A 21,065-nucleotide genomic window follows, 5' to 3' on the forward strand; every position below is an offset into this window, starting at 1 on the left:
GTGCCCGCCTTGTTTGCCCTCCGGCCTCCGCTCCGTCGTTTTTCCCGCTTTCTCCCCTTTTCCCCTCTTACCCCCTTCCCCGCTTCCTGCGGTGATTGCCATGAGCCCTGATTCTCCGAAGACCGATTCCCCCGCAGCCTCTGCGGCTGCGAAACCCGCCGCGGCTGCCCCTTCCGATAATGCTGCCGCCGCTCCTGCCGCCGCGGATGATTGCGTGATTCGCATTGAAAAGGCGCGTCTCTTCCTGTCCGGGCGCGAGATTCTGCACGACATCAACTGGCAGGTGAAGCGCGGTGAGCGCTGCTTTATTCTCGGCGCCAACGGTGCGGGCAAAACGACGCTGGTGCGCATGCTGCTCGGCTACGCGTGGCCGCTCTACGGGGCGAAGGTGGAGGTGCTCGGGCATCGCTTCGGCACGATCAACCTGCGCGAGCTGCGCAAGCGCATTGCTTGGGTCAGTCCGCTGATGCACCAGTGGCTGCTCTCCGACCGCGAGTGGACCGGGCGCGAGATGGTGCTCTCCGGCCCGGATGCGACGATTGGTCTCTTCCGCACGCCGACGCCGGAGGAGGAGCAGAAGGCGGCGGCTCTGCTCGCCTCGCTGCGGGCGCAAGCGCTGGCGGATCGCCCGGTGAGCACGATGAGTTCCGGCGAGCAGGTCAAGGTGCTCATCGCCCGCGCACTCATGACGAATCCGGAGCTGATGATTCTCGATGAGCCGAGCGTTTATCTCGATATCGCAGGGCGCGAGTTTCTGCTCGCCACCATCGCCGAGCTGGCGCAATCGCGCCCCGAGCTCACGATCATCTTCATCACCCAGCGCATCGAGGATATCCTGCCGGACTTCGACTGCGGTATGATTCTGCGCCACGGCGAAATCATCCGCTACGGTCGGCGCGACGAGGTGCTGACGGAAGCCAACCTCCGCGAGGCCTTCGAGCTGCCCATCCGCCTCATCCGCGCCTCCAACGGGCGCCTCTGGACGGTTATCGACTGATGGGGCAGAGAAAACACATGCAGCCCGACGCCGCCACCGCCGGAAACGCCCGAGCCGATGCCGAGACGGTCGCCGCCCCGTGCACGCCTCCCGCCGCCCCGCGCCGTCGCTCGCTGGCGCACCGCGTGCGCGAGCAGATGGAGGAGTACATCCGCTCGGGGCAATGGCAGGTGGGGCAGCGCATACCGCCCGAGCCCGAGCTCATCCGGCACTTCGGCGTAAGTCACAATACGCTGCGCGAGGCCGTGCAAGGGCTGATACACGCGGGGATGCTGATGGCGCGCCCCGGGGACGGCACCTACGTGACCGCCGCCGATCGGCTCGACGCGGCGCTGGCTCACCGCTTGCAGCAAGCCGACCTGAGCCGCATTCTCGAGGCGCGTCTCGCCATCGAGAAGGCCGTCGTGGCGCTCGCCGCGCAAAACCGCAACGACGAGGACCTCGACCGCATGCAGGAGGCTCTGCAACGCTGTAAGCAGCGCGAGGGCGACGGCATTGAGGCCGACATGGCCTTTCACACCTGCGTCGCCGCCGCCACGCGCAATCCGATTCTCTGCCAGATCTACCGCGTCATCGCGCGCTACCTCAGCCAGCACTTCACGAGCACGCTGAGGGAGCGGCAGTACGAGCCGGAGGCCCTCGCGCTGCACGACGAGCTGCTGTCTGCCATGCGCCGCCGCGACGCCGACGCCGCGCGCCGCATTATTGAAAAAATCGTCGCCTTCGACGCTCGCGACCTCCCCGGGGCATAAGTATCCCCGCCCGCCCTCCGCCTTTCCGCGCGCGACGCCGCCGTCGGTACACTTCAATACCCCCGAGCGCTCCGCCCCTCACTTCGGCCCGCAGTGGGGCATGTGCATCGCCGCCCCGCAGCGGACGCCGCGTGGCGAGCCGCGCCGACCAGCGCACGCAATGCACTGGCATTCAACCAACGGAGAGCAAGAGTCGCAGCCTTTGCCCGCCCTCGGGCCTCGGGGGCGCCGCACGCCCCGAAAGCCTGCGTCTGCGCCTCTCTCGGCCCGGCGCGGAAAAGGAGGTCGACGCAGCCCCGCCGGGCGCCGGAAGCCCGATTCGGAGCACAGTAAGCATAAAATCAACTTATTTAGAAAAATTCGTTTGACTTTCGAAGTGTATTGGGGTGTACTAATGTGCAGACAGGTGAATTATGGGTGGAGTGTCTACAGTGTTGTTTACCGGCAACGTGACGCACAAGCTGGATCCCAAGAGTCGAGTGGCGATTCCGGCGAACTGGCGCGTCGCGCAGGATCCGACACTGAGACTCATCGAGTCGAGCAGCGACGGTTACCCGATCATCAAATGTTACACCCGCGACGGTTTCGAGGCCAAGATGGCCACCGTCCGCGCACAGGCCGAAGCCACGGGCGCCAACCCGGGCGACATCGACCGCTACATCGGCATCATCACCGGCCGCTGTCTGGAGGCCGAGGTGAGCAATCAGGGCAAACTGCTGATACCCAAGCAGCAGCGCGATCGTCTCAAACTTCGGGAAACGGCGGTGATTGTCGGACGCGGCAGTTACTTCGAGATCTGGGAGCCGGCGGACTTCGCAGCCAGCAACAGTCAGGAGGCCATTGACAAACTTGGGCTTGATCAAATCTTCCACATCCTCTCATGATCGCGCCCGCCACCAAGGCATGCGTCGGCCGCCGACAAGCGGTCGGCCTCTGCTACCGTGTTCTGCTCTGGGAGGAGTCTGCCCTGAGCCCGGAGGGGCTGTTTTTTTGGCGCGCGCGCAGGCGAGAGCTTCTCGCGGCCATGCGCGATGCCGGCATCAAGGGCTCGCGCGGCAAGCTCGCGGAGCTGACGCAGCAGCTGGCCGAGCTCACCCGCAGCAGCATTGACGAGCCTCTGGCCGCCGCCGCGGAGCAGCGACGCAGCGACGCCCCCGCCGCCTTGCCCGAGGCTCTGCGCGGCGATGAGCGCGTGCTGGCCTGCCGCCTGAGTGCCTGCTCGGCCGAGATTCTCTGCGACCTGAACACCGATGAGGAGAGCCTCGACGCCGCGATTCAGCGCTGGGCAGCCGCCCTGCCCTTCACGCCCGGAGCCGAGCGCGTCATCGAAGCGCTCAGCCGCGAGGATGCGGCACGGCTGCAGGAGGCCTGCCGACGCGAAGCCGCCGAGCAGGATGAACTCGGGCTCAACGATGCCCCCGACGAGGAGGCAAGCGCGGCCGAACCCGCCTTTCACCACGTCACCGTGCTGGCTCAGGAAGCCGTCGATGCGCTGGCGCCCGCTCCCGGGCGGGTTTTCGTCGATGCGACGCTCGGCGGCGGCGGGCACAGCGAACGCCTGCTGGCTGCGGGAGCCGAAGTCTGGGGCATCGATCAGGATCCCGCTGCGCGCCGTGCCGCACGCAAACGTCTGGCGGCCTACGGAGAGCGCCTGCACGTCATCGCCGGAAACTTCCGCAATGCCGTTGAGCTGCTGCGCGAGCGCGGCGTGGCGAGCGTCGACGGTCTGTTGGCCGACATCGGCATCTCCTCGCCCCAGGTCGATTGCCCCGAGCGCGGCTTCTCCTTTCTGAACGACGGCCCGCTGGACATGCGCATGAACCCCGAAAACCCGCGCTGCGCCGCCGACATCGTCAACCAAGCCTCCGAGAGCGAGCTGGCCGACATCCTCCGCGAATACGGCGAAGAGCACGCCGCGCGAGCCATTGCTCGGCGCATCGTCCGGCGCCGCGAGCAAAGCCCCATCACCACGACCAAGCAGCTCGCCGACCTCATTGCCGACGTGCTGCCGCGCAAGGGGCGGCAGCATCCGGCCACGCGCAGCTTTCAGGCCCTGCGCATCGCCGTCAATGACGAGCTGGGCGCGCTCGACGAGCTTCTCCGCACGGGCCTGAGCCTGCTGCGCAGCGGGGGTCGCTTCGCCGTCATCACCTTCCACAGCCTCGAAGACCGCGCCGTCAAGCGCTTCTTTGAGCGCGTCACCAAGGCGGAAATCGACCGACCCGAGTGGCCGGCTCCCCGCCCCAACCCGGACTACAGCGCCAAACTCGTCTTTCGCCGCCCCGTCACTGCGGGCGACGACGAACTGAAGCGCAACCCTCGAGCGCGCAGCGCCAAGCTGCGCGTGATCGAAAAGCTTTAACTCCAACCGCCGCGCACTCTCTCATCGGCAGCTGAGCACCGACATGTCACACCACCGATCCTCCACACGCTTTCAGGCCCGCATCTCGTATCCCGCGATGATCTGGATGGTTGCGGCCGGCCTGCTGCTGAGCTGCTGCGGCATCGTCTACGCCTTTCTCAAACACGAGCAAATGCTCGAACGCACGGAAATCCACAAACTTCAACAGGCCGTTGCGATAGCCAACCTCAATGCCAGCCAGTACCGCGCTCAGGCCAACGCCATGACCAACCGCTGGATCATGCGCGAGCGCCTCATCGCCGCGCACTCCGAACTGCGGGACATCGAACGCAGCCAGATCATCGTCGCCGACGCGCCCGCAAGCCGCGAGAGACTCAGCGCCAACACAGAACTGCGGATAACGCCATGAAGACCAAAATCCCCTTCACGACCCGCTGCCTCTTTTTGGTCATGGTCATCTTCTTCATCAGCTTCTGCATCTCTTGGAAGCTGATTCAGCTGCACGTCGTGGAAAGCGACGAGCGCAGCCGCATCGCGGCCGACGCAATGATCGAGCGCGACATCATTCCGGCGCAGCGCGGTCTCATCATGGATCGCAACGAAGAAGTCCTCACCAACAACATCAGCAGCGCCACCGTCAAGGCCAACCGCTACCACCTCCGCGAGCTCAACGTCGTCGTCGACGGTCTGGCCTACAACCTGGCCAGTCATGATCCGGAATGGGACGCCGCCGACGAGAAAAACCGGGGCCGCCTCTACAGCAAATATCGCAACAAACTGCTCGACAACGCCGTGCGCGATCTTTCGCCCGAAGAGAAAGCCGAGCTGCGCCGCCTCCACAAAGCCGACGACCCCGAAACCCTGCGCCGCCTCAGCTACGACCCCGCCATCCTCGAGCAATACTACGCTGCCCACGACCGTCTGGTGGCCGACATCCTCTATCCCTATCTCTCGCGCAGCGAAGCCGACACCGACGACAGCGATGACAAGGACGGCAACGAGCAGGCCGACGGCAGCGGCTCAGGCGGCACGCACAGCTACCTGACGCGCGAGGACATCATCGAGCGCATCGCGCAGCGTGAGACCGAGCAATACAACGCCGAAGCCCGCGCCAAAGGCGAGCCCGTCAAGAGACTGCGCTACGACATCATTCTGGCGCGCAACCTCAACCCCGAAACGGCGGAGCAACTGCGCCGCGCCCTCAAGCAGGCGCACGTCCGCGGCATCGTCATCGAATCCGAGCTGCGGCGCAGCTACATCATGCCCGAAATGCTCTGCCACGTCCTCGGCTACGTCAACCACGAGAACCACGGATGCAGCGGCGTGGAGGCCACCAAGGACAGCTACCTGACCGGCGTCAACGGCTTCTGCGAGTACCGCCACAACCCCCGCGGACAGGTGCTGCCCAATGAAGACGATCGCTACATGCCCCCAAAACACGGGCTGAACCTCCGGCTCACCATCGACATGCGCCTGCAGACCATCCTCGAACAGGAGCTCGACAAAGGGCTGCGACACTTCCGAGCCGTGGGCGGCTGCATGATCGCCGTCGATCCGCACACCGGCGACATCCTCGCCATGGTCAGCCGCCCCGCCTTTGACCTCAACACCAAACAGGTCATCACCCACGAAGGCAAGTTTGATCGCGGCACCCTCAAGGACAAGCAAGGGCACATCGTCACCGGCGACTTCAACTACGCCTGCCAAGCGCGCTACGAACCGGGCTCGACCTTCAAAGTCATCACCGTGGGCGCCGCGCTTGACCAAGGAGTCATGGGCATACACAGCACCGTCAACTGCAATCCCTTCAGCGTCGGCTACGGCAGCAGCGTCATCCACGACGTCCGCAACTACGGCATGAGGCAAGTCTGGGAAGTGCTCAAGAAATCGAGCAACCCGGGCGCGGCTCAGATTGCGCTGAGCGTGCGCTGGCCGCGCTACAAGCCCTATCTGGAGGCCTTCGGGCTGACCAAACCCGCGCGCATCGACCTGCCCAGCGGCGGAGCCTGCCTCGTGGCTGACGGCAACAACATCGTCAACTTCTCGCGCATCGCCTACGGCTACTCCGTCTCCGTGTCGCCGCTGCACATGGCCATGGTCTACGCCACCATCGCCAACGGCGGCGTGCGCATGAAGCCGCGCCTCATCGACAAAATCATCGCGGCCGACGGCAGCATCTACGACGACTGCCCGCCCGTCGTCGAGCAGCGCGTCATCAAAGAGAAAGTCGCCAAAGACCTGCTCATGGCGCTCGAATCCGTCACCGAGAAAAAAGCCGGAGACAACGGCACGGCCACCCGTGCCGCCATCCCCGGTTTCCGCATCGGCGGCAAGACCGGCACCGCCAAGAAAGTCAAGCCGCGCGGCGGCTACTATGAAGGGCTCTACACCGTCTCCTTTGCGGGCATCCTCCCGGTGGACAACCCGCGCGTGGTCATCATGACCGTCATCGACGAACCGCACCCGACCGACTGCAACCCCGGCGGCGGCACCGTGGCCGCCCCCATCTTCCGAGCAGCGGCCGAGCGCATCATCAACGTCCTCAACATCGAGCCTTCCGACCCCGCTGCCTACGAGAAATATCTGGCGGAAAAGAAACTCGCCGATGAACCGAAGCCCGAATCAGCCCCCAAAGCGACCGCCGGCAGCCGTCGCCCGAACCGCAAGACCCGCTGAACATCGCCACACCCTCCCCCCGCGCCTCCACGACCATGCAAAACAAGCAGCTCTTCGACGTTCTCCCTGATGCCCGCATCAGCGGCAAACTCCGCAAGCCCCTCTCCCTGCTCACCGACGACAGCCGCCGCGTCATCCCCGGCAGCTGTTTCATCGCCGTGCGAGGGAGCAGCTTTGACGGGCACGACGCCATCCCCGGCGCCATCGCAGCCGGTGCCCGCGCCATCGTCGCCGAGACGCCCTGCCCCCCCGAGCGGCAAAACGGCGATCTGCTCTGGGTGCAGGTGAGCGACACGCACCTCGCCAACGGCCTGCTGATGAGCGCATGGCACGGCTTCCCGAGCCGCAGTCTCGTCATGCTGGGCGTCACCGGCACCAACGGCAAAACCACCATCAGCTACCTCTGCAACGCCATCTTCCGCAGCACCTGGCAGCGCGCCGGGCTCATCGGCACCATTCGGTATGATGACGGCAACACGCGCCGCAACTCGCACAACACCACGCCCGGAGCCGCCGAACTGCAAAGCATGCTGGCCGACATGGTGCGCAACGGCTGCCACGCCTGCGCCATCGAAGTCTCAAGCCACGCTCTGGTGCAAAAGCGCACCGCCGGCACCAACTTCCGCGTCGGCATCTTCACCAACCTCACGCAAGACCACCTCGACTTCCATCACAGCATGGAGGAGTACTACCGGGCCAAAAAACTGCTCTTTACCGACATGGCCGCCTCGGGAGACCGCAAAGCCACCGCCGTCATCAACATCGACGACCCCTACGGGCGGCGCCTCGCCGAAGAAATCGCCCCGCTGATGCGCGTGCGCACCTACGGGAGCTCGCCCGATGCCGATTTTCGCATCGAGCCGAAGCTCCTGTCGCTCAAGGGCAGCCAGTATGAGCTCATCTATCAGGGGCGCAGCTACCTCGTGCGCACGCCCCTCATCGGAGCCTTCAACATCTCCAACAGTCTGGCGGCTCTCGCGGGCACCGTCAGCGCCGGCGTCAGCCTGCGCGACGCCATCAGCTGCCTCGCCCAGTCGCCGCAGGTGCCCGGGCGTCTCGAACTCGTGGCCAGCGAAAACAACGTGCAGTGTTTCGTCGACTACGCCCACACACCCGACGCCGTTGAGAACGTCTGCCGCACGATGAAAGAGCTCTGCCGCAACGGAAGACTCATCACCGTCTTCGGCTGCGGCGGCGACCGCGACCGCACCAAACGCCCCCTCATGGGAGCCGCCGCCGCACGCCACAGCGACCTCTGCCTCGTCACCAGCGACAACCCGCGCAGCGAAGACCCCGAAGCCATCATCGACGAAATCATGCCCGGCATCCCGCGCGACAAGCAACACCGCATCACCGACCGAGCCGAAGCCATCCGCGCCGCACTCGACATCGCCCGCCCGGGCGACGTCGTGCTCATCGCCGGCAAGGGGCACGAAGACTACCAGATCTTCGCCGATGAAACCATCCACTTCAGCGACGCCGAAGTCGTGCGCGCCTACTACCGGGAGAAAAACCCCGAAGGCCGCAGCGTCCCCTCCGAGCGCCTCAACCCGCGCCGCAAAAACAACCTCTGAACCGCACCACCCCTTTTTTCCCCCCCCGGCATCGGAACCATGACCCACGTGAGCACCAGCGAACTGCTTGAAGCCTGCGGCGGCGAACTTTTGCGCCCCGCAGAGCGCAGCGTCAGCGCCGGACTGACGACCGACAGCCACTGCATCACCGACGGTTGCCTCTTCATCGCCCTGACGGGCGAGCGCTTTGACGGCAACCGATTCGCCGCCGAAGCCACGCGCCGCGGGGCTGCCGCCGTCATCATCTCCCACCTCTGCGGCGAAGCCGGAAGCCCCGAGCAGGACTTTGCCCCGGGAGCCGCCGTCATCCTCGTGCGCGACACGCTCGCCGCCCTGCAAGCCCTCGCGCGTTGGTGGCGCGGGCAGCTCGACCCCATCCGCGTCATCGGGCTGACCGGATCGAGCGGCAAAACCAGCACCAAGGACATGTGCGCCGCCGTCCTGTCCCAAAAATACCGCACCGTCGCCACCAAGGGCAACCTCAACAACCACATCGGCGTACCGCTGAGCATCCTCGGCACCGAAAAGGGCACCGAAGTCGCCGTGTGGGAAATGGGCATGAACCACGCCGGAGAACTCGCCCCGCTCTGCGCCATGACGCAGCCGCACATCGGCATCATCACCACCATCGGCTCGGCGCACATGGAGCACCTCGGCTCGCGCGAAGCCATCGCGCATGAAAAATGCACCGTTGCCCGCAGCCTGCCGAGCGACGGCTACATGATCTACCCGACCGGCGACGACTTCGCCGATCTCATCGCCTCGGAAACACGCGCTCACCCCCTTCCCGTCGGGCGGCACGACTCCGCCGTGCGAGCCCTCAACCTGCGCAGCAGCGCACACGGCAGCCGCTACACCCTCCACATCGACGAGCTCGGCGAAATCGACATCGCCCTCCCCGTCCCCGGCGCCCATATGGTCAGCAACAGCCTGTTGGCTGCCGCCGCCGGATGGAAACTCGGCTGCAGCCTCGAACAAATCGCCGCCGGCCTCAGCAGCACCACCCTCACCCGCGGGCGCCTCGCCTGCCGCGAAATCGACGGCTACACCGTCATCGACGACAGCTACAACGCCAACCCCGAGAGCATGAAAGCCGCCCTCGAAACCGTCGCAGCCCTGCGCGGCCCCAAGCGCCGCATCGCCGTCCTGGGCAAAATGGGCGAGCTGGGCGAAAGCGGCATCGCCGCCCACGCCGACATGGGCTGGTGCGCCGCCGGCCTCGGCTACGCCGCCGTCGTCGTCGTCGGCCCCGAATGCCCGGAAACCCTCGCCCTCTGCTCCTCCGCGGCCGAGCGCATCCCGGCCCTGCTCGTGCAGACCCCGGCCGAAGCCGCCGCTGCCCTGCGGCAGCTCATGCAGCCCGGCGATGCCCTGCTCTTCAAGGGCTCGCGCTCCGCCGGCATGGAGCGCAGCATGTACGAACTCTTCCCCGGCCTCAAAGACTGACGCATCCCCCTCATCCCCTCATCCCCCTCATCCCCCTCATCCCCCTCATCCCTCCCTCATCCCTCCCTCATCCCTCCCCCATCCCTCCCTCATCCCCCTTTCATCTCCTCCCACGCCTCACCCTCTCTCGCCCCCCATGATCCCGCACCCCTTTGAAAACCTCCTCACGCCGCTGCTCTGCATCCTGCTGCCGCTCATCGCCTCGATGCTCATCGGCCCTCGGCTCATCGCCGCGCTGCGGGCCCTGAAAGCCGGGCAACCCATCCGCCAAGCCCATGAAAACATCAACGCCCCCGCGCATCAGGGCAAAATCGGCACCCCCACCATGGGCGGCATCATGCTCATCGGGCTGGTCATCATCGGCAGCCTGTGCTTCTGCGACCTGAGCCTGCCCACCGTGCAGTGCTGCCTGCTCGTCACCTGCGTCACCGCCTTCCTCGGCTTCCTCGACGACTACGCCAAAATCACCCGCCACAACACCGACGGCGTCAGCGGCCGCTTCAAAATCGCCCTCCAAGCCCTCGCCGCCCTCGGCGTCGGCTGCTACCTCTACTACGGCGCCCCGGGCTACGGCAGCCTGCACATCCCCTTCTGCGGCGACATCGACCTCGGCCTGCTCTACATCCCCTTCGTCATGCTCGTCATCATCGGCAGCTCCAACGCCGTCAACCTCACCGACGGCCTTGACGGCCTCGCCTCGGGCTGCATGATCATCGCCGCCCTCGCCTTCACCCTCATGCCCGCAGCCCTCCTCACCGGGCTCACCCCCTTCCTGCTGCTCATCGTCTCGGCCTGCATGGGCTTCCTGCTCTTCAACTGTTACCCCGCCAAAGTCTTCATGGGCGACACCGGCTCGCTCGCCCTCGGCGGCGCCCTCGGCACCGTCGCCGTCTGCATGCACAGCGAAATCCTGCTGCTCATCATCGGCGGCGTCTTCGTCGCGGAAGCCCTCTCCGTCATGATTCAAGTCGGCTGGTTCAAATACACCCGCAAGAAATACGGCGAAGGGCGGCGCTTCTTCCGCATGGCGCCCATCCACCACCACTTTGAAAAAGGAGGTTGGAGCGAAACGCAAGTCTGCGTGCGCTTCTGGATCGTCGCGCTCACCCTCGCCCTGCTCGGCTCCCTCATCGCGGCGGCCGACCTCATCAACCTCCTTGCCGCCCGCCCCTGATTCCCCGCCGGCCGCCCCTTTCACGCATTCCCTCCCCTCCCTCAACCCCTCCCCCCCCTCTCGGCACCCTACCATGAACCTCAACGGTAAAAAAGTCGCCATCCTCGGCTGCGGACGCAGCGGCATCAGCGCCGCCCGCCTCGCCCTCGCCAAAGGAGCCGCCGACGCCTGCATCTTCGACGCCAACCCCAAGGCCGTCTGCAGCGACCCTGCCATCCGCTGCTGCCCCGGCGCCACCGAAAGCGACGCCCGCGCCTACGCCGCCAACCTCGTCGTCATCTCCCCCGGCATCGAAGCCGACATCCCCTGGACCCTCTCCTTCTGCTGCGCCGGCGCCCCGCTCATCGGCGAAACCGAACTCGCCTACCACTACTACGGCGGCCGCATCATCGCCATCACCGGCACCAACGGCAAAACCACCACCACCGCCCTCATCGAGCACATCCTCACCCAAGCCGGGCACAGCGCCAAAGCCTGCGGCAACTACGGCTACCCCCTCTCCGAAGTCGCCCTGTCCGACCCCGCCCCCGAGTTTGCCGTGCTCGAAATCTCCTCCTTCCAGCTCGAAACCATCGTCAACTTCCGCCCCGAAGTCGCCATCTGGCTCAACTTCGCGCCCGACCACATGGATCGCTACCGCAGCGTCGACGACTACTACAACGCCAAGCGTCGCCTCTTTGAAAACATGAGCGCCGACCAATACGCCATCGTGCGCGAAGGCGAGCAACTCCCCGGCCTCGTCCCCCGCCGCATCGGCTTCTCCTCCGTCACCGGCTCAGGGCAACTCTACTACCGGGACGGCTGCATCATGGAGCGCGGCCAAGTCCTCATCCCCCTTCGCGGCACCGCCATGGAGCAAGCCCACAACGCGGAAAACACCATGGCCGCCACCCTCGCCTGCCGAGCCGTCGGCCTGAGCGACGACGCCATAGCCGCCGGCGTGCGCGACTTCTGCCCGCCCGGCCACCGCTGCGAAACCGTTGCGGAAATCGACGGCGTCCTCTGGCTCAACGACTCCAAGAGCACCAACCTGCACTCCACCGAAGCCGCCGTGCGCTCGCAGACCCGCCCCATCATCCTCATCGCCGGAGGCAAGGACAAAGGGCTCGACTACCACGCCATCAACCCCATGCTCGCGCAAAAAGCCCGGCTCTGCATCTGCTTCGGCCAAATCGCCGACCAACTCATCGACACCTTCAGCCCCGTCTGCCGCAGCCTGCGCTGCGAAACCGTCGACGAAGCCGTCGCGCTGGCCCACCGCAACGCGCAGCGCGGCGACGTCGTCCTCTTCTCACCGGGCACCTCCTCCTTCGATCAATTCAGCGGCTACGTCCAGCGCGGCGAATGCTTCCGCAACGCCGTCCGCCGCACCCTCAACCTCTGAACCACCCGGCCCCGAACCTTTTCACCGAAAAACACACTCAACCCCATGACCAACAACAACACAGACTTCAACGACACCCGCCTCGGCCGCAGCAAGCCGCGCAAGCGCTTGGGCAAGCAATTCATGTCCATGCTCTACCGCTCCGAAGTCGGCCTGCCGCAAGACACCATCAAGAGCAACACCGTCGTGCGCATCATCGTCGCGCTGCTCGTCGTGCACATCCTCATCATCGTCGGCGTCCTGCTGCGCGACGACCTCTCGCACAACTACGGCACCCCCGTCTCGGAAAACAAAGCCCTCGATGAACCCCCGCCCAACCTCGCCGCACAGCCCGCAAGCAGCACGGCCGACGCAGGCATCATCGACACCCAAATCGACCTGAGCCTCGACACCGAGAGCACCCCGGCAACACCCGCCGCACCCGCCGCACCCGCCACCTCCCCGGCCACCGCCTCCACCACCCACATCACCGGCGCCAACACCGCCCTTGACGACGAAGCCGAAGACGTCGCCGAAGACCCCGCCCCGGTCATCGCCCGCAACGACAGCGCTGCGTCCGGCAACCGCGCCGACACGGCCGATAAGCGCCCGCAGCAGCACCACGTCAAAACCGGTGACTCGCTCTCCAAACTCTCCAAGCAATACGGCGTCAGCGTCGCAGCCATCCAAAAAGCGAACGGACTGCGAGGGATCGCCATCAACGTCGGCGACTACCTCATCATCCCCGATAAAGACGGCACCGTCGCACCCGCCGTCACCCCCGACAAACCCGCTGAAAGCGGCAAGACGCACGTCGTCAAAAAGGGCGAAACCCTCGGCGGCATCGCCAGGAAATACGGCACCACCGTCAGCGCCCTCCAGAAACTCAACAACATCAAAGATCCCTCCAAGATCCGAATCGGCCAAAAAATCAAACTCCCCTGATTTCCCCGCCCTGCTCCTCTGCCGCCCATGAACTCGCGCCTGTGCATCACCACCCTGTGGATCTCCTTCATCGCCCTGCTCGTTCTGGGGCTGGTGATGGTCGCCAGCACGGGACTCTGCGCGGCGATGCAGCCCGACGAATCGCCGGAAACCTTCATCTGGAAGCAATCGCTCTTTGCGCTGCTGGGCATCGTCTTTGCCGTCATGATCGGCAGCTTCGACTACCACCGCCTGCGCAACTACGCGTGGCTCATCTACGGCGTGAGCGTCGTGTTGCTCATCCTCTGCTACGTGCCGGGATTCCGCGTCGAACTCAACGGCGAGCACCGCTGGATCAACCTCGGCCTGCGCTTCCAGCCCAGCGAACTGGCCAAGATCTGCCTCGTGCTCATCATGGCGCACTGGTACACCACGCACCGCGAAATGAGCGGCACCTTCTGGCGCGGCTTCGCCATCCCCGGCATGCTCTTCGGCATCCCGCTGCTGCTCATCCTCTTTGAGAAAGACATGGGCACCGCCGCCGCGCTGGCGATGACAGGCTTCTGCCTCATGTTCGTCGCCGGCGCGCGCTGGTGGCTGCTCGTCTACTCCATCATCATCGGTGCGCTCGTGCTCATCTCCATGACCACCGCCAACGACAACCGCATGGAGCGCATCTACGCTTGGCTCGACCCGCAAGCCTACAGTCAGGGAGCCGGCGCCCAGCAATGGATAGCCATGCTCTCCTTTGCCCGCGGCGGCTCCACGGGCGTCGGTCTCGGCGAAGGCATCTACAAATACGGCAAACTGCCCTTTGCCCACACCGACTTCATCTTCGCCGCCATCGGCGAAGAATGGGGACTCGTCGGCACCTTGGGCATCGTCCTGCTCTTCACCGTCATGACCACCTGCGGCCTCATCATCGCGCTCAAGATGGAGGAGACCTTCGGGCGGCTGCTGGCCACGGGCCTCGTCTGCATCATCTTCTGGCCGGCGGCCCTCAACATGATGGTCGTCACCTCCATCCTGCCCAACACCGGCCTGCCCCTCCCCTTCATCAGCTACGGCGGCACCAACCTCATCATGACCATCGCCGCCATCGGTCTGATCACCAGCGTCCAGCGGCACACCCCCGCCATACGCAGCAGCTATTGGCCGCTGCGCCAACTCCTCAACAATACGCGCCCATGAGTCACTCCTCCCTCAGCATCGTCATCGCCTGCGGCGGCACCGGCGGGCACCTCTTCCCCGGCATCGCCGTCGCCGAACAACTCCGGCAACTCGGGCACCGCCCCCTGCTGCTCATCTCGCGCAAAAGCGTCGACGCCGAAGCCTCGCAGAAATACGGGCAACTCGACTTCCGCACCATCCCCGCCATTGCCAAGCCCCCCCTGCTCTCCCTGCGCACCCCGGGCTTCCTGTGGCGCCTGCTCACCGGCTACATCCGCTGTCGGCGCATCCTGCGCGACGTGAAAGCCGACGTCGTCCTCGGCATGGGCGGCTTCACCTCCCTGGCTCCCATCAGAGCCGGCCGCTCACTGGGCCTTCGCACCTACGTACACGACTCCAACGCCCTCCCCGGGCGAGCCAACCGCCTCATCGCGCGCTGGTGCACCGAAGTCTTCGTCGGGCTAAAAGAAGCTGCCGCCTGGTTTCCGAAATCCGTCTGCCGCGTCACCGGCACCCCCGTGCGCGACGAACTCCTGCACCTGCCGACCCGCGACGAAGCGCGGCGCCGGCTCGGCCTGCCCGAGCAGGGGCGCGTCATCCTCGTCACCGGCGGCTCCCAGGGTGCGCGCAACCTCAACAGCCTGCTCATTCAGGCAGCCAAAGCCGACCCCGACAGCCTCTATTACGTCATCGCCGGGCGCCTCGACTACGAACGCGTCAACGCCCTCGCCGACGGAGCCCCCAACATCCGCGTCACCGGCTTCTGCGCCGACATGGCCTCGGCCTACGCCGCCGCCGACGGCGTCATCGCCCGCTCCGGCGCCTCCACCCTCACCGAGCTCTCCATGCTCGGCAAAGCCTGCCTGCTCGTCCCCTACCCCTACGCCGCCGACGACCACCAAAGCGCCAACGCCCGCGTCTTTGCCGAAGCCGGCGGCGCCATCCTCTGCCGGCAGAGCGAGCTGAACACCGACACCGTCCACCACTTCGTGCACGACAACATCGGCAACCCAGACAAACGCGCCGCCATGGAAGCAGCCATGCGCTCCCTCGCGCGCCCCGACGCCGCCGCCGACATCGCCCGCATCCTCATCGGCGACTGAGCCGCCCGCCAACACGGCGACGCCACCGCCCCATGCACCTCGCCATCCACCTCCAACGCCAGCTGCTCGAACTCATCGACGGCCCGCGCCCCTTCAGCGCCCCCATCTCAAGCGGAGCCGCCGGCATCGGCTTTGAAGACGGCTCGGGGCGCACCCCCACCGGGCACTTCAGCATCCGCAGCAAACACGGCGAAAACGCCCCCCTGCAAACCTGCTTCAGGGGCAGACTGCCCGTCGGCCTGCTCAGCGGCAAAGAAAGCGACAACCGCAGCGGCGACGCCATCCTCGCGCGCATCCTCACCCTCGACGGGCAAGACCCCGCCAACGCCAACACCTTGGCGCGCTGCATCTACATCCACGGCACCGCACACACCGAGCAGCTCGGCAGCCCGGCCTCGCACGGCTGCATCCGCATGTCCCCCGAAGCCATCGCCGAACTCTACGAGCTCACCCCCATCGGCACCCCCGTTCTCATCAGCACCGACTGAGCCACAAGCAACGGAAACGCGATTGGCCGAGCCGCGAGCCCTGCGCGAAGCCAAGGGGCATAACAGCGCCGTCTCCCTCAACGCCGCAGCCCGGCGCACGCCCTCCCCCGCCCCAACGCCCGGCATGAAGCCCCGCCCTCCAAAAAGCGCTTGCCAAAGCGAAGCCCAAGCGGTATCGTAGAGCGCATGGAGAGCCACGTCCGCATCCCCCTCGAAGACTTCCCCGAAGACGGCCTCAAGCTCATCGGCGACGCCGACGGCGCCCTCTTTGAGCTCGACGGCCCCGACGCACGCAGCATCGGCCCGCTGCACTACGAACTCGAAGCGAGACTCTACGACACCGAACTGCTCGTGCGCGGGCAGCTCAGCGCCCCCTTTCGCTTTCGCTGCGAGCGCTGCCTGAACGAATTCGACTACACCGTCACCGTCGACGAGCTCACCCTGAGCTACGACACCAAGGGAAAAATCGCCATTGACCTCACCGAAGACCTGCGCGAAGAAATCCTCCTCATCCTTCCCGCCTACCCGAAATGCGAAATTTCCGGCCTCGAATGCCCCCTAAATGACACTTTTGGTGATTTTAGGCTGGACAAAGACCCCGAACCGGGTGTAAACTCTGCCACCCCGAGTGGCAAAAGCGTTTGGGACGCTCTGGATCAACTCCCCAAAGCGTGACGCTGCAGCCCCACTCAAGCAACAATCTTAACCTGATCAAGAACTATGGCAGCTCCGAAACGCAGAACGTCCAAAATGAAGCAGCGCTCCCGCCTGGCCGCTCAGGCTTGGAAGGCCCCCAAACTCGGCAAATGCCCCAAGTGCGGCGCAGCCGTTCCCGGCCACACCGCTTGCCCCCAGTGCGGCACCTACAAGACCCAGAGCGGTGCAGAAGTCGTGGTGAAGCTGGCGGACTAAGTCTCCGACCCTTCCTATCCTCCCGAGCACTGCATCACGCACGCAATTTTCAACCGTCTCCCGAGCGTAGGGAGGCGGTTTTTGCGTTGACAGACCGACGCTGCATATGCTAGACTGTGGCGCTTGATACCATCTGTGCCGATGAAACTCGCCTTAGATGCCATGGGCGGCGACAACGCGCCGCAAATCAACATAGACGGGGCCAAACTCGCCCTTGCCGAGCTGAGCGACATGAGCAAACTCTGCCTTGTCGGCGATGAAAACACCCTCAAGGCCGCCTGCGACAAAGCCGGCCTGAGCCGAGACAAGAGGGTGGAAATCGTGCATGCACCCGAAGTCGTCAGCATGGAAGACAGCGGTCTGATGGCCGTGCGGCAAAAAAAACACTCCTCCATGAGCATCGCGGTCGACCTCGTTAAAAGCGGCGACTGCGACGCCGTCGTCTCCGCAGGCAACACCGGAGCAGCCGTTGCGGCCAGCACCATCAAACTGAGGCTGCTGCCGGGCGTCGAGCGCGCGGGCATCGTCTCGCCCATGCCGAGCATTCACGGCTACGTCCTTGTGAGCGACACCGGCGCCAACCCGGACGCCAAACCCAGCCATCTCATCGGCTACGCCGTCATGAGCTCCATGATGGCCCGCTACGTCTACCGGAGAGAGATGCCCAACGTCGGCGTCATGAGCAACGGCTCCGAAGACTGCAAGGGCAGCGAATTCTCCAAAGAAGCGCATCGGCTGCTGCGCGAACTCGCCGACAAAGGCGTCCTGCCCTTCCGCTTCGTGGGCAACTGCGAGGGGCACGACCTCTTTGAATCCGAGCTCGACGTCGCCGTCACGGACGGCTTCACGGGCAACATCCTGCTCAAATCCGTCGAAGCCACCGCCAAAGCCTTCTCGCACTGGATCAAAGCCGGCGTGAAAAAAAGCCCCATCGCCATGCTCGGCGCCCTCGGCATGCGAAAAGTCTTTCACGGCATCAAGCAGCGCATGAGCGCCGACGCCGTCGGCGGCAGCCCGCTGATGGGTGTCGGCGGCGTCTCCATCATCGCGCACGGCTCCGCCAACGGCACCGCCATCCTCAACGCCCTGCGCATGGCCGGCCACATGCACCGCAACAGCGTCAACAACCGCATCATCGACGCCATGGAGCGCATCAACAACGCGCGGCGCGAGGGCTGAGCCCCCGCACCGCAACACAGACGTACAGAACGCTCAAGGGCGGCATCGGTCACAGGAACCGATGCCGCCCTTGAGTATACCGAGGTGGTGGGGGGGGATGAGGGGAAAGACCTCTCTGCGAGGCAAGGCAGCCCGCTTCAGTCAGCGCGAAGAGCCGCCTCCAGCGCCTCGAAAATCCGAGGCAGCGGCAGCAGGCGCCCCTTGCCCTCGTCGCCGCAGGCCAGCACGCCCTGCTCATCGGGGCCGAGGATGCTGTGCTGCGGGCGGCGGCGCAGGGTCTCCGCATTCGCCTGAGTGGCCGGGTGTTCCCACATCTGCCCGTTCATCGCCGGGAAAATCATCACCGGCGCGCGGTTGGCCAAATAGAGACTCGTCAGCGCATTCGGAGCCAGCCCGTGCGCCATGCAAGCCAGCGTATTGGCCGTTGCCGCCAACACCACGAGCAGATCCGCGCGGCGCGCCAAATCAATATGCACCGGAACCCAAGAGCCCGTCTCATCCTCAAAGGATGAAATCACGGGTTGGCGCGAGAGCGTCATCAGCGTCAGCGGCGTCACAAAGCGCAGCGCCGTCGGCGTACAGACGCAGTGAACCTCATGTCCCTGCTTCACCAGCCACGACGCCACATCAGGCGCCTTGCACGCCGCGATCGAACCGCAGACACCGAGAATCACGCAAGCCATCGTCCCCTCCCTTCAGGCGGTCGCCGACAAAAAGCCGCCGACCGCCGACGCGCTTCAGCCGCAGTTGCACTCCGGCTCAATCTCGACAATCAGATTGATCTCAACCGCCACACCGAGCGGCAGGCTCACGACACCCACCGCCGAACGCGAATGCGCCGCCTCCGGGCCGAACAACTCGACGAGCAGATCCGACGCCCCGTTGATCACCTTGGCCTGATCCGTAAAGTCGGGCGTGCAGTTCACAAAACCGTTCAAAGCCACAATCTTGCGCAGGCGGTCGAAACCGCCCAGCTCCGCCTCAATCACGGCCAAGCGGTTCAGAATCGCCGCAGCGGCGGCCTTCTGCCCCTCCTCGACACTCACCTCGCGGCCCAGCTTACCGTAATAAGCCTCATCACCATTGACGGAAATGCCGCCCGAGAGGTGCAAATAATTGCCCGTGCGGATGCACTGCACATACGAACCGACCGGCTGAGGCGCGGGAAACAGCTTCAGCCCCTTCTTCTCCAGAACATCTACATTAAGTTGCATAGCGTAAACCGGAATTGTCGCGGGCATTATAGCAGCCCGAACCCGACAGAGCAACGCCAAAAACGCGCCGCCCCGCTCCTCCGCACACATCCTCCGCACACTTCCTCCGTGCACTTCCTCAGTCCACTTTCTCCGCGCACGCCGCTGTCGGCCTCCTCAGGCGTCTTCGGCGCCGTCGGGCGAAGAATCGCGGATACCGAGCCACTCGGGGCAGCAGGGGCAACGGCGCAGATCGGCGACCTTGTAGCGCGGCAGCACGCGACCGCGACGGCGGCGCACCTGCTGCACGAACACGCGAATCATCTCAATCACGAGGGCATTGCGCGTGCGCCCGACCGACTCGGCCAGCCGATCGAGCCGAGTTGCCAGCGGCGTCGGGCAGCGAAAGGTCACGATCTTATATCGCATGGGCTCATCATACTATACGGCACGGTGCATAGCAACAGAAAAACGCAAAAAAGCCCCCTTCCGCCGACAAGCAGCGGAAGGGGGTGCATCAAGGGCGAAAACACGCCGCCGACTCACTTCTGAGCGGGCGCATCAGCCGGAGCCTCGGCCGCCTTCTGACCGCGAATCAGCGGCAGGATATTCTGCTCAAAATTCTGCTTGGACGGCACCAGCGTCTTGCGGGCCACCGGCGAATCCGGAGCCGCCTCAAGAGCCTTGCAAACGTAGAGGTAGCAATTCTCAAAATCACGGCTCAGCGCGTAACCCTCCGAAATGAGGAGATAGCAAGCCTGAAGCATCTCGGGCGACATATCGGGATTGGCCGCCATAAACTCCTCGATCTGGCGGCGGCAATCGGCGAGCTCTTCGGGAGACAATTTGCCTGCGAAGCCCTCAATCATCGTGCGGAACTCCGCCTTCAGCTGAGTCTCGCGCTCGGCACGCTGCACCATTCCGTTGTAGCCCAGCGTATTCTGCGGGTCGAGCGACTCGATCTCGGCGAGCACGTCCACATACTTGCCGCGCAGATTCTCGGACACCGTCTGCAGAGCCGCAGCAAGAGCCTTGGCACGCTCAAGCCCTTGGAGACCTTCCGCGCGGGCGAAAGCCGCATCGCGGGCAGCGCGCACGGCCATACCCTCCTCCAGACGCTTGACGTAGCCGGCCACATCGCGCTCGGCACCGGGGACAATGGCGTAGGGCAAACCCTTCTCATCCGCGAGGACGGCCGCCGGCAGGGCGGTAATCTTCATGCTGTCCATATCGCGGAGGCGGCGCTCCATCTGTTCGTCGGTCACCTGCTTGAGAGCCTCGGGCGTGCGGGGGAAGAGCTCCTTGACCAGCACCAGCTTCGTGCCGACGGCCGCATCGAAGTCCGCCTGATTCATAATCTTTGTCTCCAGATAGATGCAAGCCGGGCACCAGTCATTGCCGGTGAAGAGCCACATAATATCCCGCTTCTGCTCGGCTGCGACCTTCTTCGCAGCAGCCAGATCGGGGCATTCGGGAAGCTCCGCCATAGCGGGGCAGATCAGCACCGGCAGCAGAGCCGGCAGCAAAAACAGACTATTTTTCATAGTGATGAATAGGGATAAGGTTGTCGCACGCCGACCCCGACCGACCAAAGGCGCGGCGGGAGCGCGCTTATGGCGGCAATCTATCACGCGGCAAACGGCGGTGTCAAGAGCAAAACAGCATCATGACAAAGCCACCGTATTGAGTCAAAAAGAAAACGCACCGAAAGGCATGGATGCGTCAAAAATGAACGCACCAAAGGTAACACAG

The 21,065-nt window shown here is 65.0% G+C and carries 22 protein-coding genes; 18 read left to right on the forward strand and 4 right to left on the reverse strand.

Annotation, left to right across the window (positions count from 1 at the left end):
- Positions 1-100: 100 nt before the first annotated feature.
- The 17 genes from AC6UAL_RS06150 to plsX all read left to right on the forward strand — a co-directional run bounded on the left by AC6UAL_RS06150 (position 101) and on the right by plsX (position 18,120).
- Positions 101-997, forward strand: a complete 897-nt coding sequence (locus tag AC6UAL_RS06150) for an ABC transporter ATP-binding protein (RefSeq protein WP_500682495.1) — start codon at positions 101-103, stop codon at positions 995-997.
- Positions 997-1,749 (forward strand): FadR/GntR family transcriptional regulator, encoded by a 753-nt coding sequence (locus AC6UAL_RS06155; protein WP_500682496.1) that lies wholly within the window; start codon positions 997-999, stop codon positions 1,747-1,749. Before AC6UAL_RS06150 ends, AC6UAL_RS06155 begins: the two co-directional genes overlap by 1 nt.
- Before the next feature lie 422 nt (positions 1,750-2,171).
- On the forward strand, positions 2,172-2,633 hold the full coding sequence (locus AC6UAL_RS06160; RefSeq protein WP_500682497.1) for a division/cell wall cluster transcriptional repressor MraZ: 462 nt from the start codon (positions 2,172-2,174) through the stop codon (positions 2,631-2,633).
- Positions 2,634-3,106: 473 nt separating this feature from the next.
- Positions 3,107-4,111 carry a 16S rRNA (cytosine(1402)-N(4))-methyltransferase RsmH gene (rsmH, locus tag AC6UAL_RS06165; protein WP_500682516.1) on the forward strand — a complete coding sequence of 335 codons (1,005 nt, stop codon included), beginning with the start codon at positions 3,107-3,109 and terminating at the stop codon, positions 4,109-4,111.
- A gap of 43 nt (positions 4,112-4,154) precedes the next feature.
- Positions 4,155-4,520 carry a hypothetical protein gene (locus AC6UAL_RS06170; protein WP_500682498.1) on the forward strand — a complete coding sequence of 122 codons (366 nt, stop codon included), beginning with the start codon at positions 4,155-4,157 and terminating at the stop codon, positions 4,518-4,520.
- Positions 4,517-6,787 (forward strand): peptidoglycan D,D-transpeptidase FtsI family protein, encoded by a 2,271-nt coding sequence (locus AC6UAL_RS06175; protein WP_500682499.1) that lies wholly within the window; start codon positions 4,517-4,519, stop codon positions 6,785-6,787. Before AC6UAL_RS06170 ends, AC6UAL_RS06175 begins: the two co-directional genes overlap by 4 nt.
- 35 nt (positions 6,788-6,822) lie before the next feature.
- Positions 6,823-8,361, forward strand: a complete 1,539-nt coding sequence (locus AC6UAL_RS06180) for a UDP-N-acetylmuramoyl-L-alanyl-D-glutamate--2,6-diaminopimelate ligase (RefSeq protein WP_500682500.1) — start codon at positions 6,823-6,825, stop codon at positions 8,359-8,361.
- Between the two features lie 39 nt (positions 8,362-8,400).
- Positions 8,401-9,807: a UDP-N-acetylmuramoyl-tripeptide--D-alanyl-D-alanine ligase gene (locus tag AC6UAL_RS06185; RefSeq protein ID WP_500682501.1), complete on the forward strand. Its 1,407-nt coding sequence runs from the start codon at positions 8,401-8,403 to the stop codon at positions 9,805-9,807.
- 136 nt (positions 9,808-9,943) lie between these two features.
- Positions 9,944-10,981: a phospho-N-acetylmuramoyl-pentapeptide-transferase gene (mraY, locus tag AC6UAL_RS06190; protein WP_500682502.1), complete on the forward strand. Its 1,038-nt coding sequence runs from the start codon at positions 9,944-9,946 to the stop codon at positions 10,979-10,981.
- Positions 10,982-11,054: 73 nt separating this feature from the next.
- A complete protein-coding gene (murD, locus tag AC6UAL_RS06195; RefSeq protein ID WP_500682503.1) occupies positions 11,055-12,365 on the forward strand; it encodes a UDP-N-acetylmuramoyl-L-alanine--D-glutamate ligase in 1,311 nt (436 codons plus the stop codon).
- 45 nt (positions 12,366-12,410) lie between these two features.
- Positions 12,411-13,289, forward strand: a complete 879-nt coding sequence (locus AC6UAL_RS06200; protein ID WP_500682504.1) for a LysM peptidoglycan-binding domain-containing protein — start codon at positions 12,411-12,413, stop codon at positions 13,287-13,289.
- A gap of 27 nt (positions 13,290-13,316) precedes the next feature.
- A complete protein-coding gene (locus AC6UAL_RS06205; protein ID WP_500682505.1) occupies positions 13,317-14,459 on the forward strand; it encodes an FtsW/RodA/SpoVE family cell cycle protein in 1,143 nt (380 codons plus the stop codon).
- Complete coding sequence (gene murG, locus AC6UAL_RS06210) at positions 14,456-15,541, forward strand: undecaprenyldiphospho-muramoylpentapeptide beta-N-acetylglucosaminyltransferase (protein ID WP_500682506.1); 1,086 nt, start codon at positions 14,456-14,458, stop codon at positions 15,539-15,541. Before AC6UAL_RS06205 ends, murG begins: the two co-directional genes overlap by 4 nt.
- 32 nt (positions 15,542-15,573) lie before the next feature.
- Positions 15,574-16,029: a L,D-transpeptidase family protein gene (locus tag AC6UAL_RS06215; RefSeq protein ID WP_500682507.1), complete on the forward strand. Its 456-nt coding sequence runs from the start codon at positions 15,574-15,576 to the stop codon at positions 16,027-16,029.
- A 186-nt stretch (positions 16,030-16,215) separates the two neighbouring features.
- Positions 16,216-16,704 (forward strand): YceD family protein, encoded by a 489-nt coding sequence (locus AC6UAL_RS06220; RefSeq protein ID WP_500682508.1) that lies wholly within the window; start codon positions 16,216-16,218, stop codon positions 16,702-16,704.
- A 45-nt stretch (positions 16,705-16,749) separates the two neighbouring features.
- The gene (gene rpmF, locus AC6UAL_RS06225) at positions 16,750-16,941 is read left to right on the forward strand and encodes a 50S ribosomal protein L32 (protein WP_500682509.1); all 192 of its coding nucleotides are present in this window, start codon (positions 16,750-16,752) and stop codon (positions 16,939-16,941) included.
- Positions 16,942-17,082: 141 nt separating this feature from the next.
- Positions 17,083-18,120, forward strand: coding sequence for a phosphate acyltransferase PlsX (gene plsX, locus AC6UAL_RS06230; protein WP_500682510.1), 1,038 nt, complete (start codon positions 17,083-17,085; stop codon positions 18,118-18,120).
- Between the two features lie 137 nt (positions 18,121-18,257).
- On the opposite strand, the gene AC6UAL_RS06235 is transcribed toward plsX, so the two are convergent.
- From AC6UAL_RS06235 to AC6UAL_RS06250, 4 genes are all read right to left on the reverse strand, one after another.
- Entirely contained in the window at positions 18,258-18,803 is a 546-nt protein-coding gene (locus tag AC6UAL_RS06235) for a flavoprotein (protein WP_500682511.1), read from the reverse strand.
- Between the two features lie 54 nt (positions 18,804-18,857).
- Complete coding sequence (locus tag AC6UAL_RS06240; RefSeq protein ID WP_500682512.1) at positions 18,858-19,334, reverse strand: RidA family protein; 477 nt, start codon at positions 19,332-19,334, stop codon at positions 18,858-18,860.
- A gap of 156 nt (positions 19,335-19,490) precedes the next feature.
- Complete coding sequence (locus AC6UAL_RS06245) at positions 19,491-19,742, reverse strand: ribbon-helix-helix domain-containing protein (RefSeq protein ID WP_500682513.1); 252 nt, start codon at positions 19,740-19,742, stop codon at positions 19,491-19,493.
- 113 nt (positions 19,743-19,855) lie between these two features.
- Complete coding sequence (locus AC6UAL_RS06250) at positions 19,856-20,857, reverse strand: thioredoxin fold domain-containing protein (RefSeq protein WP_500682514.1); 1,002 nt, start codon at positions 20,855-20,857, stop codon at positions 19,856-19,858.
- Positions 20,858-20,861: 4 nt separating this feature from the next.
- Here AC6UAL_RS06250 and AC6UAL_RS06255 point away from each other — a divergent pair.
- The coding region (locus AC6UAL_RS06255) for a hypothetical protein (RefSeq protein WP_500682515.1) at positions 20,862-21,065 on the forward strand (204 nt) is incomplete at its 3' end.

Origin of the sequence: Candidatus Parakkermansia intestinigallinarum, assembly GCF_944389695.1 — a bacterium.
GTDB classification, from domain to species: Bacteria; Verrucomicrobiota; Verrucomicrobiia; order Verrucomicrobiales; family Akkermansiaceae; genus Akkermansia; species Akkermansia intestinigallinarum.

Bases quoted from the DNA above. Each gene is read 5' to 3' on its own strand.
- AC6UAL_RS06150 (WP_500682495.1), top strand. From the start codon at position 101: ATGAGCCCTGATTCTCCGAAGACCGATTCCCCCGCAGCCTCTGCGGCT.
- AC6UAL_RS06155 (WP_500682496.1), top strand. From the start codon at position 997: ATGGGGCAGAGAAAACACATGCAGCCCGACGCCGCCACCGCCGGAAAC.
- AC6UAL_RS06170 (WP_500682498.1), top strand. From the start codon at position 4,155: ATGTCACACCACCGATCCTCCACACGCTTTCAGGCCCGCATCTCGTAT.
- AC6UAL_RS06175 (WP_500682499.1), top strand. From the start codon at position 4,517: ATGAAGACCAAAATCCCCTTCACGACCCGCTGCCTCTTTTTGGTCATG.
- AC6UAL_RS06180 (WP_500682500.1), top strand. From the start codon at position 6,823: ATGCAAAACAAGCAGCTCTTCGACGTTCTCCCTGATGCCCGCATCAGC.
- AC6UAL_RS06185 (WP_500682501.1), top strand. From the start codon at position 8,401: ATGACCCACGTGAGCACCAGCGAACTGCTTGAAGCCTGCGGCGGCGAA.
- mraY (WP_500682502.1), top strand. From the start codon at position 9,944: ATGATCCCGCACCCCTTTGAAAACCTCCTCACGCCGCTGCTCTGCATC.
- murD (WP_500682503.1), top strand. From the start codon at position 11,055: ATGAACCTCAACGGTAAAAAAGTCGCCATCCTCGGCTGCGGACGCAGC.
- AC6UAL_RS06200 (WP_500682504.1), top strand. From the start codon at position 12,411: ATGACCAACAACAACACAGACTTCAACGACACCCGCCTCGGCCGCAGC.
- AC6UAL_RS06205 (WP_500682505.1), top strand. From the start codon at position 13,317: ATGAACTCGCGCCTGTGCATCACCACCCTGTGGATCTCCTTCATCGCC.
- murG (WP_500682506.1), top strand. From the start codon at position 14,456: ATGAGTCACTCCTCCCTCAGCATCGTCATCGCCTGCGGCGGCACCGGC.
- AC6UAL_RS06215 (WP_500682507.1), top strand. From the start codon at position 15,574: ATGCACCTCGCCATCCACCTCCAACGCCAGCTGCTCGAACTCATCGAC.
- AC6UAL_RS06220 (WP_500682508.1), top strand. From the start codon at position 16,216: ATGGAGAGCCACGTCCGCATCCCCCTCGAAGACTTCCCCGAAGACGGC.
- rpmF (WP_500682509.1), top strand. From the start codon at position 16,750: ATGGCAGCTCCGAAACGCAGAACGTCCAAAATGAAGCAGCGCTCCCGC.
- plsX (WP_500682510.1), top strand. From the start codon at position 17,083: ATGAAACTCGCCTTAGATGCCATGGGCGGCGACAACGCGCCGCAAATC.
- AC6UAL_RS06235 (WP_500682511.1), bottom strand. From the start codon at position 18,803: ATGGCTTGCGTGATTCTCGGTGTCTGCGGTTCGATCGCGGCGTGCAAG.
- AC6UAL_RS06240 (WP_500682512.1), bottom strand. From the start codon at position 19,334: ATGCAACTTAATGTAGATGTTCTGGAGAAGAAGGGGCTGAAGCTGTTT.
- AC6UAL_RS06245 (WP_500682513.1), bottom strand. From the start codon at position 19,742: ATGCGATATAAGATCGTGACCTTTCGCTGCCCGACGCCGCTGGCAACT.
- AC6UAL_RS06250 (WP_500682514.1), bottom strand. From the start codon at position 20,857: ATGAAAAATAGTCTGTTTTTGCTGCCGGCTCTGCTGCCGGTGCTGATC.